18 protein-coding genes are annotated in these 14,486 nt (G+C 70.1%); 12 read left to right on the top strand and 6 right to left on the bottom strand.

Features of this window, described 5'->3' with window-relative positions:
• The first annotated feature begins 201 nt into the window (after positions 1-201).
• The 5 genes from ABZ855_RS14310 (at position 202) to ABZ855_RS14290 (ending at position 4,740) form a co-directional block, all read left to right on the top strand.
• Positions 202-3,162: a BTAD domain-containing putative transcriptional regulator gene (locus ABZ855_RS14310; RefSeq protein ID WP_360806189.1), complete on the top strand. Its 2,961-nt coding sequence runs from the start codon at positions 202-204 to the stop codon at positions 3,160-3,162.
• Between the two features lie 229 nt (positions 3,163-3,391).
• Positions 3,392-3,592: a hypothetical protein gene (locus ABZ855_RS14305; protein ID WP_360806186.1), complete on the top strand. Its 201-nt coding sequence runs from the start codon at positions 3,392-3,394 to the stop codon at positions 3,590-3,592.
• A 121-nt stretch (positions 3,593-3,713) separates the two neighbouring features.
• Positions 3,714-3,947 carry a hypothetical protein gene (locus ABZ855_RS14300; RefSeq protein ID WP_360806183.1) on the top strand — a complete coding sequence of 78 codons (234 nt, stop codon included), beginning with the start codon at positions 3,714-3,716 and terminating at the stop codon, positions 3,945-3,947.
• Positions 3,948-4,039: 92 nt separating this feature from the next.
• Positions 4,040-4,438, top strand: coding sequence for a type II toxin-antitoxin system RelE/ParE family toxin (locus tag ABZ855_RS14295; protein WP_360806180.1), 399 nt, complete (start codon positions 4,040-4,042; stop codon positions 4,436-4,438).
• Positions 4,435-4,740, top strand: a complete 306-nt coding sequence (locus ABZ855_RS14290; protein ID WP_155056486.1) for a helix-turn-helix transcriptional regulator — start codon at positions 4,435-4,437, stop codon at positions 4,738-4,740. Before ABZ855_RS14295 ends, ABZ855_RS14290 begins: the two co-directional genes overlap by 4 nt.
• A gap of 152 nt (positions 4,741-4,892) precedes the next feature.
• On the opposite strand, the gene ABZ855_RS14285 is transcribed toward ABZ855_RS14290, so the two are convergent.
• Both ABZ855_RS14285 and ABZ855_RS14280 read right to left on the bottom strand, forming a co-directional pair.
• The gene (locus ABZ855_RS14285) at positions 4,893-5,375 is read right to left on the bottom strand and encodes an ATP-binding protein (protein WP_360806177.1); all 483 of its coding nucleotides are present in this window, start codon (positions 5,373-5,375) and stop codon (positions 4,893-4,895) included.
• The gene (locus tag ABZ855_RS14280; protein WP_360806173.1) at positions 5,372-5,614 is read right to left on the bottom strand and encodes a hypothetical protein; all 243 of its coding nucleotides are present in this window, start codon (positions 5,612-5,614) and stop codon (positions 5,372-5,374) included. Before ABZ855_RS14280 ends, ABZ855_RS14285 begins: the two co-directional genes overlap by 4 nt.
• Positions 5,615-5,743: 129 nt before the next feature.
• Here ABZ855_RS14280 and ABZ855_RS14275 point away from each other — a divergent pair, with 129 nt between their 5' ends.
• A complete protein-coding gene (locus ABZ855_RS14275; protein WP_360806170.1) occupies positions 5,744-6,595 on the top strand; it encodes a helix-turn-helix transcriptional regulator in 852 nt (283 codons plus the stop codon).
• Entirely contained in the window at positions 6,576-6,779 is a 204-nt protein-coding gene (locus tag ABZ855_RS14270; RefSeq protein WP_360806167.1) for a DUF397 domain-containing protein, read from the top strand. The genes ABZ855_RS14275 and ABZ855_RS14270 overlap by 20 nt, the downstream gene beginning before the upstream one ends.
• Before the next feature lie 5 nt (positions 6,780-6,784).
• Here ABZ855_RS14270 and ABZ855_RS14265 read toward each other — a convergent pair whose 3' ends face one another.
• Together ABZ855_RS14265 and ABZ855_RS14260 are read right to left on the bottom strand one after the other, a co-directional pair.
• Positions 6,785-7,252 carry a PIN domain-containing protein gene (locus tag ABZ855_RS14265; protein ID WP_360806164.1) on the bottom strand — a complete coding sequence of 156 codons (468 nt, stop codon included), beginning with the start codon at positions 7,250-7,252 and terminating at the stop codon, positions 6,785-6,787.
• Entirely contained in the window at positions 7,245-7,529 is a 285-nt protein-coding gene (locus ABZ855_RS14260; RefSeq protein WP_360806161.1) for a type II toxin-antitoxin system prevent-host-death family antitoxin, read from the bottom strand. The genes ABZ855_RS14265 and ABZ855_RS14260 overlap by 8 nt, the downstream gene beginning before the upstream one ends.
• A gap of 199 nt (positions 7,530-7,728) precedes the next feature.
• Here ABZ855_RS14260 and ABZ855_RS14255 point away from each other — a divergent pair, with 199 nt between their 5' ends.
• Complete coding sequence (locus ABZ855_RS14255; protein ID WP_360806158.1) at positions 7,729-8,682, top strand: SDR family NAD(P)-dependent oxidoreductase; 954 nt, start codon at positions 7,729-7,731, stop codon at positions 8,680-8,682.
• Between the two features lie 34 nt (positions 8,683-8,716).
• On the opposite strand, the gene ABZ855_RS14250 is transcribed toward ABZ855_RS14255, so the two are convergent.
• Positions 8,717-9,496 carry an MBL fold metallo-hydrolase gene (locus ABZ855_RS14250; RefSeq protein ID WP_360806155.1) on the bottom strand — a complete coding sequence of 260 codons (780 nt, stop codon included), beginning with the start codon at positions 9,494-9,496 and terminating at the stop codon, positions 8,717-8,719.
• Between the two features lie 99 nt (positions 9,497-9,595).
• On the opposite strand from ABZ855_RS14250, the gene ABZ855_RS14245 reads away from it, so the two are divergent.
• Positions 9,596-10,225: an ABATE domain-containing protein gene (locus ABZ855_RS14245; protein WP_360806292.1), complete on the top strand. Its 630-nt coding sequence runs from the start codon at positions 9,596-9,598 to the stop codon at positions 10,223-10,225.
• 35 nt (positions 10,226-10,260) lie between these two features.
• On the opposite strand, the gene ABZ855_RS14240 is transcribed toward ABZ855_RS14245, so the two are convergent.
• On the bottom strand, positions 10,261-11,844 hold the full coding sequence (locus ABZ855_RS14240; RefSeq protein WP_360806152.1) for a FadD3 family acyl-CoA ligase: 1,584 nt from the start codon (positions 11,842-11,844) through the stop codon (positions 10,261-10,263).
• A 167-nt stretch (positions 11,845-12,011) separates the two neighbouring features.
• On the opposite strand from ABZ855_RS14240, the gene ABZ855_RS14235 reads away from it, so the two are divergent.
• Genes ABZ855_RS14235 through ABZ855_RS14225 form a run of 3 tightly spaced genes read left to right on the top strand, consistent with a single transcriptional unit; the run spans position 12,012 to position 14,431 of the window.
• The gene (locus tag ABZ855_RS14235) at positions 12,012-13,196 is read left to right on the top strand and encodes a lipid-transfer protein (protein ID WP_360806149.1); all 1,185 of its coding nucleotides are present in this window, start codon (positions 12,012-12,014) and stop codon (positions 13,194-13,196) included.
• A 51-nt stretch (positions 13,197-13,247) separates the two neighbouring features.
• A complete protein-coding gene (locus tag ABZ855_RS14230; RefSeq protein ID WP_360806146.1) occupies positions 13,248-13,664 on the top strand; it encodes an OB-fold domain-containing protein in 417 nt (138 codons plus the stop codon).
• The gene (locus tag ABZ855_RS14225) at positions 13,661-14,431 is read left to right on the top strand and encodes an enoyl-CoA hydratase/isomerase family protein (RefSeq protein WP_360806143.1); all 771 of its coding nucleotides are present in this window, start codon (positions 13,661-13,663) and stop codon (positions 14,429-14,431) included. The genes ABZ855_RS14230 and ABZ855_RS14225 overlap by 4 nt, the downstream gene beginning before the upstream one ends.
• Positions 14,432-14,486: the final 55 nt, after the last annotated feature.

Below are 14,486 nucleotides of genomic sequence, written 5' to 3'. Positions count from 1 at the left end.
GGAAACCTGTGCGGAGACCGTGTGAGAACCCTGTGATACCTCGTGCGCCCGTCTGTGATCACTGTCCCCGGAGCTGACGCACATGCCATGGACAAGGCAAACTGCTGTTCTGGTCTTGAAGTTCGGCAGGGAGCGGTGATGGGTGACATACCGGCTGTACCGCGGGTGCCGGCACAGCGGGATCCCAGGGATACGCCGGTAATGTCCCCGGCGGACTCTCCGGATGATTCCTCGGCGGCGCTGCGCTTCAGCGTGCTCGGGCCGGTACGGGCCTGGCGCGACGAGGAGTCGCTGCCCACCGGTTCTCCGCAGCAACGGGCGCTGCTGGCGGCGCTGTTGCTGCGCGAGGGCCGGACGGCGACGGCGGCCGAGCTGATCGACGCGCTGTGGGGCGAGGAACCGCCCTCGCAGGCGCTGGCGGCGGTACGGACGTACGCGTCGCGGCTGCGGAAGGTGCTGGGCGCCTGGGTGCTGGTGAGCGAGTCCGGCGGCTACGCGATCCGTTCGCTCGCGGAGGGCGCGCTCGATGTGACGGTCGCGCAGGAACTGGCCGCGGAGGCCGAGAAGTCCAAGAGCGCCGGTGATCTGTCCCATGCGCGGGACGTCCTCAACCAGGCACTGGAACTGTGGGACGGCAAGCCGCTGGCAGGCGTCCCGGGACCCTACGCGGACGCCCAGCGGGCCCGGTTGGAGGAGTGGCTGCTCCAACTCCTCGAATCCCGCCTCGACATGGACCTCGAGCAGGGCTGCCACGCCGAGTCCGTCAGCGAGTTGACCGCCCTCACGGCCGAGCATCCGCTCCGGGAGCGCCTCCGCGAGCTGCTGATGCTGGCGCTGTACCGCAGCGGCCGGCAGGCCGAGGCCCTCGCGGTGTACGCGGACACGCGCCGCCTCCTCGCCGACGAACTCGGCGTCGATCCCCGGCCCGGCCTCAAGGAGTTGCAGCAGCGCATCCTCCAGGCGGACCCGGGTCTCGCCGAGCCCTCCGCCCCGCTCGCACCGGAACCGACCCCCGCACCTGTCCGGCCCGCTCAACTCCCGGCCACGGTCCCGGACTTCACGGGCCGCTCCGCCTTTGTCTCCGAGCTGAGCAAGGTCCTGTCGTCCGCCTCGTCGGCGTCCTCGGCGCAGGGCCGGGTGATGGCCGTATCGGCGCTGGCCGGTATCGGCGGCGTGGGCAAGACGACGCTCGCCGTGCACGTGGCCCACCAGGCCCGATCCGCCTTCCCCGACGGGCAGTTGTACATCGACCTCCAGGGGGCGGGCACCCGGGCGGCAGAGCCGGAGACCGTCCTCGGCGCCTTCCTGCGCGCCCTCGGCACGCCCGACTCGGCGATCCCGGACTCGCTGGAGGAACGCGCGGCCCTGTACCGCTCGGTGCTGGACGGCCGCCGGGTCCTGGTCCTGCTGGACAACGCGCGCGACGCCGCCCAGGTACGTCCGCTGCTGCCCGGCACGGAGGGCTGCGCGGCCCTGGTCACCTCCCGGGTACGGATGGTGGACCTGGCCGGAGCCCATCTCGTCGACCTGGACGTGATGTCCCCCGAGGAGGCCCTCCAGCTGTTCACGAAGATCGTGGGCGAGGAACGGGTCGCCGCCGAGCGCAAGGCCGCCCTGGACGTGGTCGCGGCCTGCGGTTTCCTGCCGCTGGCGATCAGGATCGCGGCGTCCCGGCTGGCGGCGCGCAGAACGTGGACGGTGTCCGTCCTGGCGGAGAAGCTGGGCGACGAACGCCGGCGCCTGGACGAGCTCCAGGCAGGCGACCTCGCCGTGAAGGCGACCTTCGAACTCGGCTACGGCGCCCTGGACGCCCAACAGGCCCGCGCCTTTCGCCTGTTGGGCCTTGCCGACGGCCCCGACATCTCCCTGGCGGCGGCAGCGGCCGTCCTGAACCTGCCGGTCGACGACGCCGAGGAAGTCCTGGAGTCCCTGGTCGACACCTCGCTGCTGGAATCGGCGGCGCCGGGCCGCTACCGCTACCACGACCTCGTACGACTCTACGCGCGTGCATGCGCCGAACGGGACGAACACCCGCCCGGCGAACGGGCGTCGGCGATGTCCCGGCTCCTCGACTTCTACCTCGCGACGGTCGCCGCGACCTACCGGATCCAGCGCCCCGAGGACAGGCTCGTCGACAACCTGGAGCAGGCGGAGTATCCCGGGCTGACCTTCGCCGACAGCCACGCCGCGCAGGACTGGGTGCACGCGGAGGCGGTGTGCGTGCTGGCCTGCGTACGGCAGTCCGCGACCCAGCCGCACACCCTGCGCCGCGCCGCCGACGTCCTGTGGGCGGCCGTCGAGCTGGCCGAGTCCGGCACCAACTCCCGTGAGTACGAGGCGGTCGCGGCCACCGTACGGGACGCGGCGCGGGCATCCGGGTGCCAACGCACCGAGGCGCGCGCCCTCACCACCCTCGCCTTCGTGCACCACGTCTCCGGCAGCCTCTTCGACGCCGCCGTCCAGGAATCCGAGCGGGCAACGGAGTTGGCGCTCGCCGCCGACGACGAGTACACCGCCTGCTGGTCGTCCAACATCAGCGGCGTCGTCGCGCTCTACCAGAACCGGCACGACGCGGGCGAGGCCCACTTCACCCGCGCCATCGAGAGCTACCGCGCCTTCGCCGACCGCCCCGGCGAGGCGAGCGCCCTGTGCAACCTGTCCCGCATCCACCTCGCCACGGGCCGCACCGACAGCGCGGTGGCCCTCGCCCAGCAGGGCACGGCGATGTACGACGCGATGGGCCACACCGTACGGGGCGCCAACGGCCGCTACGCGCTGGGCCTGGCGCTCACCCAAAGTGGCCAACTCGTTGACGCGGCGGACAACTTGGACCAGGCGCTGCGGATCTTCCGGGACAGCAGACAGCGCCTGTGGGAGGGCATGACCCTCTTCCGCCTCGCCGAGGTCGACCTCGCAGCCTCCCGCTCGGCACGCGCGGCGGCCAACGCCGAGCAGGCGCTGACGGTCCTGCGGGGCATCGGCGGCGAGTGGCGACGCGGCAACGTCCTCACGGTCCTCGGCCGCGCCCTGCACGGCATCAACCAACTCGACCGCGCCCAGGTGTGCTGGCAGGAGGCGCTCGGTATCTTCGAGTCGCTGGGGGCACCGGAGGCGGACGCGGTACGGGAGTTGCTCGGCCGCACGACGCGTACGAACTGCTGAAGGTTGCTCGGGCGAACCGAATAACGAGCGGCGTTCATCGTTCGTTTATCGCCGTCCGGCAGGCTCGTCCCTGTCGAGCCGTCGCGTCGGGGGGCAGGCGGAACGACAGAGGGCCGGACCTCTTAAGGTGAACCGGCCCAGGGGCCCCGCCCCGCAGTCCGCGGGGGAGTCGCGGGGCGGGGCCCTCAGTCCTACCGGTCACCATTCAGGCTTCAGGGGAGACAGCAAGATGAGCGACACAGTCAAGCCGACCGACGTACACGCGACGAGCGAGCCGGCCACGGCCACCACGCTGGGCGACGTCCACGCGACGACCGAACCGGCCAAGAAGACCAAGGCCACGGCGACGATCCTGGGCGACGTCCACGCGACGACGGAACCGACGACCACCAAGCCGAACGACGTCCACGCAACGGGCGAAGAGGCCTGAGCCACCGTCTCCAACTGACGTACACCTGACGGACGTACATCTGACAGACGTACACCGGGACGGGGGGAACGACCGCGGCGGCGCGGAGGGGGAGCCGTCGCGGTCGTGGTGTGTCCGGGGGGTGTCGTACGACGGAGCACTGCGCCGTACGTACGCCAAGCTGTTGTGCGCCGCAGGCCCGGCCGCGGCCCTGGGGTGGACCGCCGCCCGCGGTTGTGCCGCGACTTCGGGCTCCGGCACCGGGCCCAACGCGCTCGCCCTGACCGCTGGAACACTCACGCTGGCCCTGGCCTTCCTGGCCCTCGCGCGGCTGTTGAAGATCAGCGAACTGCGGCTCCTGCCAGGACTCAAGTGAGAAGCGCCGACAGCATTCCTCGCGGCAAGGTGACCCAGTGCAAGAGGAATCCCCAGGTTGCCCACAATATTAGTTCATGCTAATTTTTGTGTGTGGCCGAACCCTATGAGCTGCGGTTCTTTGAAGATGTGCTGGACTGGATCAAGACGCTCGCCAAGGAGGACCCGGACAGCCACCTTCATGTGATAGCCGCCCTGGAACGGCTCCTTGAGGTGGGCCCGGCGCTCCGCCGCCCGACGGTCGGCGCGATTGAGAAGAGCCGTTACCGGAACATGCGGGAACTGCGTCCGCGCAGCGGCGGCACGGTGAGCATCCGGATGCTGTTCGTCTTCGACCCCGAACGGCGGGCCATCTTCCTGGTAGCGGACAACAAGGCGGCCGGGCGGCGGTGGGCAGCCTGGTATCCCAGAGCGGTCAAGGAAGCGGACGACAAGTACACGGCTTACCTTGAAGCGCTGGAGCAGGAGAAAAAGGAAGGGCAGGACAGATGAAACTCGGCACCATGGCCGACCTGACGGCCGACATCACCCCCGAGAAGCGCGAGCGCATCGACGCCATAAAGGCGGAGATGGTCGACGCCGAGCGAGGACACGAACTGGCCGCTCTCCGCAAAGCCCAAGGCTTCACGCAGGTCCAGGTCGCCAAGGCCATGGGGGTCACCCAGGGGCGGGTCAGCCAGATCGAGCGGGGCCTCGCCCGCCTGGACACTTCGACCATGGCCGCATACCTGCACGCGATCGGTGGCGAGCTGACCATAACGGCCACGGTAGGGAATCTCTCGGTGAAGCTGTAGGAGGCAGAACCACCGACTGGATGCGGTGACCCAGGGATCGATCGCTTCTTCGTGGTGGGAAACGAATTCCGTGCGCGTGGGAAAGCGATCAGCACCGACTCGGGAACCAGCCTGGCTACGGACTTTCGTCGGTCCTCCGGTGTGTCGTGCGTCTATCGGGCGGCTTGGAGGCTGGATGCACGCTCCTGAGCCCGACGCTCACTCCCCAGCTCGACGCTAACCCGCCGACACTCCACGGCCCGCGGGACACCGGGACCCGCCAACTCGCACCACACCGTCTTGCCCACGGCCTCGACCTCCACGCCCCACCGCACGGCGAGGGCGCCCAGCAGCCCCAGTCCACGTCCCGACTCGTCGGCCGCCGTGGCGCTGAGCAGCACCGGCAGGGCTCGCGGGTCGGGATCGCTGACGGCGACCCTGATACGAGCGCCGTCGACGCGGGCGACCCGTACGGAGACGGGGGTCCCCTCCCCCACATGCCGGATGACGTTGCCGACCAGCTCGGTGACGCACAACTCGACGTCCCCGCCCACCGGTTCGCACACCTCCCCCAACCACTCCCGCACGGCCCGCCGCAGCTCCGGCACCACCTTGGCGACAGCCAACAGCTCGGCCCCGAACTCCGCCCCGCTCACCGCCCGGCCGCGTTCCTCAGCACGGCGGCCAGCTTCCTCGCGGTGGCCGCGTTGCAGCCGCCCAGCTCGACGTGCCCTCTGGTCGGCTGGTAACTCCCCGCGAAACCCGGCAGATCGATCCGCAGGGACGGCAGGGTGATGCCGTGCTCTCCGAGGGCGGCACGGAGTTCCTCGACGCAAAGGGTCGCGTCGAAGACGGTGGTGTTCTGGTTCTGGTTCTGGGGCGGCGTCGACTCCATGGGGACCTTCCTGCTCAACGCACACATACGTGCGCTCTGTGACGATTCCCTTACAGAGTGACGTGACGGTGCGTACGGTGGAAGGCGTTCAGATTGCACAGCGCAACTGGAAAGAGACGGTGGTACGTCGTGCCCGTAGCCAAGAACCCCGACGCGTCGGCGAACGTCCCCTCCTTCTACGGCGCCGAGTTGCGCTTCCGGAGGGAGCAGGCGGGCCTGACCCTGGAGCAGTTGGTCGAGGGAAGCTGGCGCGGCATCTCGTTCCTGAGCCAGGTCGAGCGCGGCGAACGCCGGATGACGATGGACCTGGCAAAACACGTCGACCAGAAACTCGGCACGGACGGCTTTTTCGTCCGACGCTGTGAAGACGCGCGGCGGGCGAAGCAGTCGGGGCATGCGGAGTATTTCGCGGATGTGCTGGAGATGGAGCAGCACGCTGAGTCGATCGAGGAGTGGGCACCGATGCTGGTGCCTGGCCTGCTCCAGACGGCCGCTTACGCCCGCGCACTCACGCGCGCGGCGATGCCTCGGGTCTCTGACGCGGAGGTCGAGGAGAAGGTCCAGGCCCGGATGGAGCGGGCAGCGATCTTCGACACCGAGCAACCTCCCGCGTTCTGGGCCATCCTGGACGAGTCACTGTTGCACCGCCGAGTCCTTCCCGACGCGGGGATGGCCGAACTCCTGGAGCACATCGCAAAGGTGATCAGGACGACGCACTCCATTGTGCAGATCGTTCCGGAAACCACCGCGGCCCACCCGTTCATGATGGGCATGACCAAGATGATGGCCTTCGCGGACGCCCCACCCGTCGTCTACACCGAAAGCCTGCACAGCGGGCAACTCATCGACTACCCGGCGCTCGTGAAGCAGTACCGAGAGTCGTACGATCTGCTCAGGGCCGCCGCTCTGCCACCCGAGGCGTCCCTGGCCATGATCGAAACTGCGGCTGAGGACTATCGAAATGGCAAACACCGAGCTTGATTTGACCTCTGCGCTGTGGCGCAGGAGCAGCTACAGCAACGGCACCGGCGGAGACTGCGTCGAGGTCTCATCTGCCCCCGGAGTCGTCCCCGTACGCGACTCCAAAACCGCCCCCCACAACGGCCCCGTCCTCCTCTTCCAGGCCGGGGCCTGGGCAGCCTTCCTCACGGACGTGAAGGGCTGAGGCGCTCAGAGGTCGTCCGGCAGCAGCCGGAACGCCGTCTCCCCTGTGAGCGGGCGCATCATGCGGAAGTGCCGGTCCGTGGAGAAGACGTCGGCGGTCTGGAACGCGGCGGCCAGCACCACGTTCATGGCATCCGCGAGGCCTACCCCCTTGCCGCCACCGGCGTCCTCATAGCCCCGCATCACCGCCATCGCGCCGCGTAGGTGCGGTGCGGAGTCCGGGATCCCGAATCGGCGGGCTTCCACCTGGCCTGCGACGAAGTCGAGAGCGTTCATGGACGCCCGGGGCCCTACTCGCTCCGTGAGGAGGTAATCGAGTTCGGTGAGGACCATCGGGGAGACGACGAGGTGCCCCACTCTGGCAAGAGCCGCCCGGTGCGCGGCGTGACGCGGGTCCTTGGGCGTGAACAGGCGGTACAGCGCGTTCGTGTCGGCGATGGCTACCGGAATCGCGGGTCCGGACACTTCAGCCATCAGTGGCGCCCATCCCCCGCAGAGTCTCGTCGATCTCGTCGTCACCCAGTACTGGTCCCCCCAGGTCGGGGATCTCCAGCGAGCCCATCGGGTCGGTTCTGAAGGCGTAAACCGGCCGCCCGGTACGAATCCCGTCGCGCACGCCGTGGGGCACGATGTCCCCTATCGGCACACCGTCCTTGGTGATGGTGACGGTCTCGCCCGCCTCGACGCGGGCCATGACCCGCGAGGTCTGCTGGTTGAGTTCTCTGAGCGGCACTTCACTGCGACCCTCCATGCCACAACCGTACTACGCGTTCTACACCCCCGCGCGGCACACCCGGTACACACCCGGTACCGGCCCAAACGGAAGGTTTGTCGGCAGTCTGTCGGCGGCGGCCCTGATCTGTCAGCGCCGTGTCGGTGCAGGTTGCGACCTTGGGTGGGTCGGTGCTCCCCGTGAGCACGCTGTCCCCGAGCGCAAGGAGCTTGTCATCGTGTCTTCCGCAACCCCGAGCCGGCGGCCGTGGGACGTTCACCGGCTGCCGTCTGCCGAGGGCAGGAACTTCCTGGTCACCGGAGGCAACGCCGGGATCGGCTACTTCGTCGCCGAGCAACTCGCCGCCACCGGCGCCCTCGTGGTGCTCGGCAGCCGGGACCCCGCGAAGGCCGACGCCGCCATCGCCTCGATCCGCTCGCGCGTCCCCGGCGCGCACGTGCGGCACCTGCGACTGGACCTGGCCGAGTTGACGTCCTTGAAGGCCGCCGTGGAAAGGCTGGACCTCGGTCATCTCGACGCCGTGGTCCACAACGCGGGGGTCGCACTCGACGACCCGCCGCGTCGGGAGACGAACGACGGCCACGAGCTGATGTTCGGCACCAACCACCTCGGTCACTTCGCGCTCACCCAGTGGCTGGCCCCCCTCCTGTCCGCGGCCCCGGGCGCCCGCATCGTGACGGTGGGAAGCTTCGCGGCCCGATCCGAGCGACTGGATATGGCCGATCTCCAGTCGACCCAGGACTACCAGCCCAAGCGCACCTACGGCCGATCGAAACTGGCGCAGATGTGCTTCGCCTTCGAACTCGAGCGTCGCCTGCGCGCCGCCGACAGCACGGTGCTCAGCGTGGTGGCCCACCCCGGCGGCGCACTGGACGCCCTCACCCCGTCCCGCCCGCCGATACACGCGACAACCGCCGGCGAGCGCCTGCGGTCCCTGCCCGCCGGGCTCCTGGTGCAGGGCAAGGACGCCGGAGCATGGCCCGTCGTCCGTGCCGTCCTGGACTCACAGGTGCGGGGAGGACAGCTGTGGGGGCCGAGGGTCTTCGGCCTCCGCGGCACACCACGGAGTGAGACCGTCCCCGCCCATATGGCAGACCCGGCCGTCGCCGCCGACCTGTGGACCGCCAGCGCCGAGCTGGCCGGAACCGACCCGCACCTCGGCTTCCGGTAGGCGCGGAAGGCCGCCCGTCGTCCAGTCGCCCCCGTCAGTCCAGTTGCAGCCGGTCCTCCAGTCCGGCCGCGGTGAAGGCGGCCTCGACATCGGCGCGGCCCTCGGTGAAGTGGGCCCAGCTGTCGCAGTGGACGGGGACCACCCGGCGCGCTCCGAGAATCTCGGCGGCCTCGGCGGCCTGGGCGCTGTCGAGGACGAGCAGCGCGCCGTCGAAGATGGGCCGGCGAGGGGCCCCGGCGAACAGGACGGCGGTGTCGATCTGGCCGAACCGCTGGGCGATCTCCTTGACGTGAGTGAGCGAGGCGTTGTCCCCACTGACGTAGACCGTGGGCAGGTCGTCCCCGGTCAGGACAAAACCGACGACCTCGCCGGCGATCGCCACGACGTCCGCGACCCCCTCGGGTCCGTGCAGGGCGGGCACGCCCGTCACGGTCACCGTCCCGCCGTCGGGGCGGCTCAGTGCGACGGACTCCCAGGGCGCGAGACCCCGGGCGTTGCCTTCGAGGCGGCCCGCGCCGCTGGGGGTGGTGAGGGTGAGGGGTACGTCGGCGAGGAGGGCCCGGCCGGAGTGGTCGAGGTTGTCGGGGTGCTGGTCGTGGGAGAGCAGCACCGCGTCGACGGTGCCGAGGTCGGCGGCCGTGACGGCCGAGGGCGCGGTCTTCGTCAGGGGCGGGCCCTTGGGGGCCGGGTAGTCGCCGGGCGGGTCGAAGGTCGGGTCGGTGAGGAACCTCAGCCCGCCGTACTCGATGAGGGCGGTCGGGCCCCCGAACACGTGGACGGGAACCTGCTCGCTGGGCGTACTGCCAGAAGCCATGAAGAAGACACCTCACGGATGAGAGACGGTTTATCCGTGAGAAGACCGTAACCGTTTCTCACGGATACGAGCAAGCTGTACCGTGAGAACGTGAGAACCATGAGGATGCTCGCGCCTGTGCCCGTGCCCGCCGAGCCGAGCCCGCCGCCCGCGCCGGGGGCGGAGGAGTACCCCGCGCTCGACTTCGCCAACAGCGTCGTCGCCCTGCCCGGCGGCCAGTTCCTCGACCTGATCGGCACCCCGGCCACCGCCAACCAGTGGCTCACCGAACGCGGTCTCGCCCCGGTCGACGCCGGCCTGCAGGAGATGTGCGCCGCCCAACTGCGGTCGCTGCGCGAGCAGATCAGGGCGCTGCTCGCCTCCCGGGTCGACGGGCACGCCGCCCCGCCGAGCGCTCTCGTCGCCGTCAACGACGCACTGACCCGGGCCCCGGCGGCCTCCCTGCTGCGCTGGGACGAGACGCGCGGTCTGCACCGCGCCGCCGCGCACCCCACGACCCAGATCCTCGACCACGCTCTCGCGGCCCTCGCCGCCAACGCCGCCGACCTGCTCACCGGGCCCGACGCCGACCGCCTCGCCGCCTGCGGGTCCGCCCCCTGCACCCGCTATCTGCTGCGCACCGGACGCCGTCACTGGTGCTCCACCCGCTGCGGCGACCGAGCCCGCGCGGCCCGCGCCTACGCCCGACGCACCCAGCCGCAGACACAGACACAGACACAGACCCACTGAGCCGCCCGCAGTTTCCCCCGTCAACTCATCTCAACTCACCACCCCCGCAACTCCCCCTTCACCACCTTCCCGCTCGCGTTCCGAGGCAGCCCGCTCACGAACTCCACCGCTCTCGGCACCTTGTAGTTCGCCATCTCCCGGCGCGCCCAGGCGATCAGGTCGTCCCCGGTCAGGCTCACCCCCGGCCGCCGCACCACGTACGCCTTGCCGACCTCCCCCAGGCGCGCGTCCGGGACCCCGATCACCGCGACGTCGGCTACATCCGGGTGCAGTCCGAGCTGCTGCTCTATCTCCGCCGGGTAGGCGTTGAAGCCGCCGACGATGAACATGTCCTTGATGCGGTCGGTGATCCGCAGGTTGCCCTCGGCGTCCAGTACGCCCACGTCCCCGGTCCTCAACCACCCATCCCCCGTGACGACTTCGGCCGTGCTGTCCGCGTCCTCGAAGTAGCCCCGCATCACATTGAAGCCCCGCACCAGCACCTCCCCGGGCTCCCCCACCGGCGCCTCCACCCTCACCTCGATGCCCGGGATCGCCCTCCCGGACGTCGACGCGATCACCGGCGCCTCGTCTCCCCGGCGGCACATCGTGACGATGCCGCTCGCCTCCGACAGCCCGTACGCCGTCAGGACAGTGGCGGCGACCCCCAGCTCCGTACGCAACCGTTCCACCAGCCGCAACGGCACCACCGCCGCCCCCGTCACCATCAGGCGGAGGCTCGACAGGTCGTACGCGGACCGGGACGGGTGGTCGAGAAGCGACTGGAGGAGAGTGGGCGGCCCGGGGAGCACCGACACCCGCTCCGCCGCCACGTTCGCCAGCACCGTGTCGACGTTGAACACCGGCTGCGGGATCAGCGTCGCGCCCCGCATCAGGCAGGCCAGCACCCCCGCTTTGTAGCCGAACGTGTGGAAGAAGGGGTTCACGACGAGATAGCGGTCGCCTTCCCGCAGGCCCGCGAGCTCGCTCCAGATCTCGTACGCCCGCAGCGACTGCGCGTGCGTGATCACGGCACCCTTAGGCCGGCCCGTCGTGCCGGAGGTGAAGACGATGTCCGAGGGGTCGGTGCCCTCGACCGCCTCCGCCCTCGACCGTACGACCGCCGCGTCCACTCCGTCGCCGCCCGCCAGGAAGTCCTTCCACGTACGGAACTCGGCCGGCGCGTCCTCCCCCAGCACCACCACGTCCGTCAGCTCCGGCAGCCCGGGAAGGGGCCCGCCGCCGTCGCCCGTCCCCGCCGCCCTTCGCAGCGAGGCCACGTACGACGTGCCGAGGAACGTCCCGGTCACGAACAGCAACTTCGCACGGCTGCGCGCCAGTACGTACGCGGCCTCCGTCCCCTTGAAGCGCGTGTTCAGCGGTACGAGGATCGCGCCGGCCGACACCGCGCCCAGCGCGGCCACCATCCAGTCGAGGGAGTTGGGCGCCCAGATCGCCACCCGGTCGCCGGGCTCCACCCCGCTCGCGACGCAGGCCGCCGCCGCGCGTTCCACCCGCGCGCCCAACTCCGTGTACGAGACGCGTGTACGGCCGTCCACGACCGCCTCGGTGTCGCCGTACCGCGCAACCGCCGCCCGGACCAGCCCCGGAATGCTGCCCCACTCCACGTCACCGCGCACCGCGAGCCTCCCCAGAACACCTCACCGCACAAGAGCTGACTGTCCGTCAGATTAGCTGTAACCTGACGCCCTGTCAGCAGCCGTCGGCCAGCCGTCGACAGGCAGCGGCATCAGCAGGTATCAGCAGGTATCAGCAGCCGGGCTCTCGCGCGGAGGTGTGTGCAGTCATGGCAGTCGCACCAGTCAAGGCCGGTAGCAAGGACGTCACCGGAATCAAGGACGCCACCGCCATCGCCGGGATCGGCCAGACCCCCTTCGCCCGCCAACTCCCCGAGAACGAACGCACGTTGGCGTGCCGAGCGATTCTCGCCGCGCTCGACGACGCGGGCATCGCACCCGCCGAGGTCGACGCGCTGGCCTCCTACACCATGGAGGAGACCGACGAGGTCGAGGTCGCCAAGGCACTCGGCCTCGGTGACCTCACCTTCTTCTCCAAGGTCGGCTTCGGCGGCGGCGGTTCCTGCGCCACCGTCGCCCATCTCGCCACCGCGATAGCCGCCGGGCAGGCCACGGTCGGCGTCGCCTGGAGGTCGCGGAAGCGGGGTTCGGGCCCCCGCCCGTGGCGCAACACCACCGCCCAACTCCCCACCCCGGCCCAGTGGACGCGCCCCTTCGGCCTCCTCCGGCCCTCCGACGAGATCGCGATGCTCACGCGCCGCCACATGCACGAGTACGGCACGACCCGCGACCACCTCTTCAACGTCGCCCTCGCCTGCCGCAACCGGGCGAACCAGAACCCGGACGCGATCATGTACGACCGTCCGCTCACCCGCGAGATGTACATGACCTCCCGCTGGATCAGCGAACCCCTCTGCCTCTTCGACAACTGCCTTGAGACGGATGGCGCGTTGGCCTGTGTGGTCGTGTCGGCGGAGCGGGCGCGCGACTGCCGCCGCACCCCCGTCTACATCCACTCCGCCGCCCAGGGCCTGCCCGCCCAGCACCACGGCATGGTCAACTACTGGAACGACGACCCGCTGACCGGCCCGGCCTGGACAGCCGCCCGACACCTCTGGAAACACGCCGACTTCACCCCCGACGACGTCCAAGTGGCCCAGATCTACGACGCGTTCACCGCCCTCATCCCCCTCTCACTGGAGGGCTACGGCTTCTGCGGACGCGGCGAGGGCGGCGCGTTCACCGAGGGCGGCGCCCTGGAGAGCGGCGGCCGGCTGCCGATCAACACCGGCGGGGGCGGCCTCAGCGAGGCGTACGTCCACGGCTTCAACCTCATCAACGAGGGCGTACGCCAACTGCGCGGCACCAGCACCGCCCAGGTCCCGGACGCCTCCACCTGCCTGGTCACCGCGGGCGAGGGCGTCCCCACCTCCGCCCTTCTCCTGCGGAGTTGAGGAATTGAGAAGTCCGAGGAGCTGAGAAGTCCGAGGAGCTGAGGAGTTGAGATGCTGACCCCTGTCATCGACGAGGACGGCGCCCCCTTCTGGGAGTACGCCGCCCAGGGCGAACTCCGCGTCCAGACCTGCGCCGACTGCGCCGAACCCCGCTTCCCGCCCCGCCCCTGCTGCCCCCACTGCCAGTCCTTCGCGAGCGAGTGGCGCCAGGTCAGCGGGCGCGGACGCGTCTGGTCGTACGTCGTCCCGCACCCCCCGCTCCTCCCGGACTATGCCGAGCAGGCCCCGTACAACGTGATCGTCGTGGAACTCGCGGACGCGCCGCGCATCCGGCTGGTCGGCAACCTGGTCACCGGCCCCGACGCGTCCCTCAACTCCCTTGCTCCCGGCCGGATTCGCATCGGCGCTCGCGTGCAGGTGGTCTTCTCCTCCGCCGGGCTTCCGCAGTGGATCCTGGAGCGCCCGTGAGCCTGAGCCTGTCCACCGACAAGGAGACCGGGGTCGCCGTCGTCACCCTCGACCGGCCGGAGAGGCTCAACGCCCTCGACCTCGCCACCGCCGCCGAACTGGCCGCCACCTGGAGGGAGTTGCGCTTCGACGACACCGTACGGGCGATCGTCCTCACGGGGGCCGGACCGCGCGCCTTCTGTACGGGTCTCGACCGTGCCGCGGTCGTCCCGCAGCCCAACTCGCCCTACATGGTGGACGATCCGCTCGAGAGGATCGGCCCGAAGGCGAACGACCTGTGGAAACCGGTGATCGCGGCGGTGAACGGCATGGCGTGCGGCGGCGCCTTCTACCTCCTCGCCGAGGCGGAGTTCATCGTCGCCGACCCGAGCGCGACCTTCTTCGACCCGCACACCACGTACGGCATGGTCAGCGCCTACGAGACGATGGGCATGGCGCAGCGGATGCCGTACGGGGAGATCGCGCGGATGGCGCTGATGGGCACGGCGGAGCGGATGTCGGCGACACGGGCCCACGAGATCGGCCTGGTGAGTGAAGTCACCGCGCCCGGTGGGTCGTTGACGGCCGCCGTGGAGTGCGCCCGGGTCATCGCGTCGTATCCCCCGGAGGGGGTGCAGGGCACGGTACGGGCGGTGTGGGCGGCGCGGGAGTCGGCCCGCGCGCACGCCCTCGCGTACGCCCCGCACCTGGTCAGCCTCGGCAATCTGCCGGGGGACAGACAGGCGGAACTGTTCGCCAACCGCACCCCGGATTTTCGATTGCGATAGCAACCAATACCCTTTGCATCATGGACGAACACCGCACAGTGGACGAACATCGCAC

The organism is Streptomyces sp. NPDC047042, from assembly GCF_040644035.1.
GTDB lineage: Bacteria > Actinomycetota > Actinomycetes > Streptomycetales > Streptomycetaceae > Streptomyces.
The sequence above is the reverse complement of the archived record's forward strand: the minus strand, read 5'-3'. Positions and strand labels throughout refer to the sequence as shown.

Bases quoted from the DNA above. Each gene is read 5' to 3' on its own strand.
- ABZ855_RS14310 (WP_360806189.1), top strand. From the start codon at position 202: ATGTCCCCGGCGGACTCTCCGGATGATTCCTCGGCGGCGCTGCGCTTC.
- ABZ855_RS14305 (WP_360806186.1), top strand. From the start codon at position 3,392: ATGAGCGACACAGTCAAGCCGACCGACGTACACGCGACGAGCGAGCCG.
- ABZ855_RS14290 (WP_155056486.1), top strand. From the start codon at position 4,435: ATGAAACTCGGCACCATGGCCGACCTGACGGCCGACATCACCCCCGAG.
- ABZ855_RS14280 (WP_360806173.1), bottom strand. From the start codon at position 5,614: ATGGAGTCGACGCCGCCCCAGAACCAGAACCAGAACACCACCGTCTTC.
- ABZ855_RS14270 (WP_360806167.1), top strand. From the start codon at position 6,576: ATGGCAAACACCGAGCTTGATTTGACCTCTGCGCTGTGGCGCAGGAGC.
- ABZ855_RS14265 (WP_360806164.1), bottom strand. From the start codon at position 7,252: ATGGCTGAAGTGTCCGGACCCGCGATTCCGGTAGCCATCGCCGACACG.
- ABZ855_RS14260 (WP_360806161.1), bottom strand. From the start codon at position 7,529: ATGGAGGGTCGCAGTGAAGTGCCGCTCAGAGAACTCAACCAGCAGACC.
- ABZ855_RS14250 (WP_360806155.1), bottom strand. From the start codon at position 9,496: ATGGCTTCTGGCAGTACGCCCAGCGAGCAGGTTCCCGTCCACGTGTTC.
- ABZ855_RS14245 (WP_360806292.1), top strand. From the start codon at position 9,596: ATGAGGATGCTCGCGCCTGTGCCCGTGCCCGCCGAGCCGAGCCCGCCG.
- ABZ855_RS14235 (WP_360806149.1), top strand. From the start codon at position 12,012: ATGGCAGTCGCACCAGTCAAGGCCGGTAGCAAGGACGTCACCGGAATC.
- ABZ855_RS14230 (WP_360806146.1), top strand. From the start codon at position 13,248: ATGCTGACCCCTGTCATCGACGAGGACGGCGCCCCCTTCTGGGAGTAC.